The organism is Salifodinibacter halophilus, from assembly GCA_012999515.1.
GTDB lineage: Bacteria > Pseudomonadota > Gammaproteobacteria > Nevskiales > Salinisphaeraceae > Salifodinibacter > Salifodinibacter halophilus.
The window spans coordinates 1-261 of record JABEEB010000371.1; the positions used below are offsets into that span (position 1 = coordinate 1).

General features: G+C 78.9%; 1 protein-coding gene. It reads right to left on the reverse strand.

Features of this window, described 5'->3' with window-relative positions:
* On the reverse strand, positions 1 to 261 hold a 261-nt coding region (locus HKX41_12075), incomplete at both ends, for a hypothetical protein (GenBank protein NNC24872.1).

The following is a 261-nucleotide window of genomic DNA, read 5'->3' on the forward strand; positions in this document are numbered from 1 at the left end:
CGCAGGCGGGCGCGGCCGTCGTTGTCGATTTCGGCGACCACGTGGCGGTCGTCGGGCCGGCTGGCGAGCAGGTCGAACACCGCCGTCCACGCCTGGCCGGCGCTGTCGTCCAGGCGCAGCGCCGGACGCGCCGCGCGCGGATCCTGGTTGAGGCTGGCGCTGGCCGCGCGGCTCGGCGGCGGCGCCGCTTCTGCGTGGGTCAGCGGCGCGTCGGGCAGGCGCCAGTCGAAGCGGCCGGGCGTGCGCTGCACCTCGCCGGGC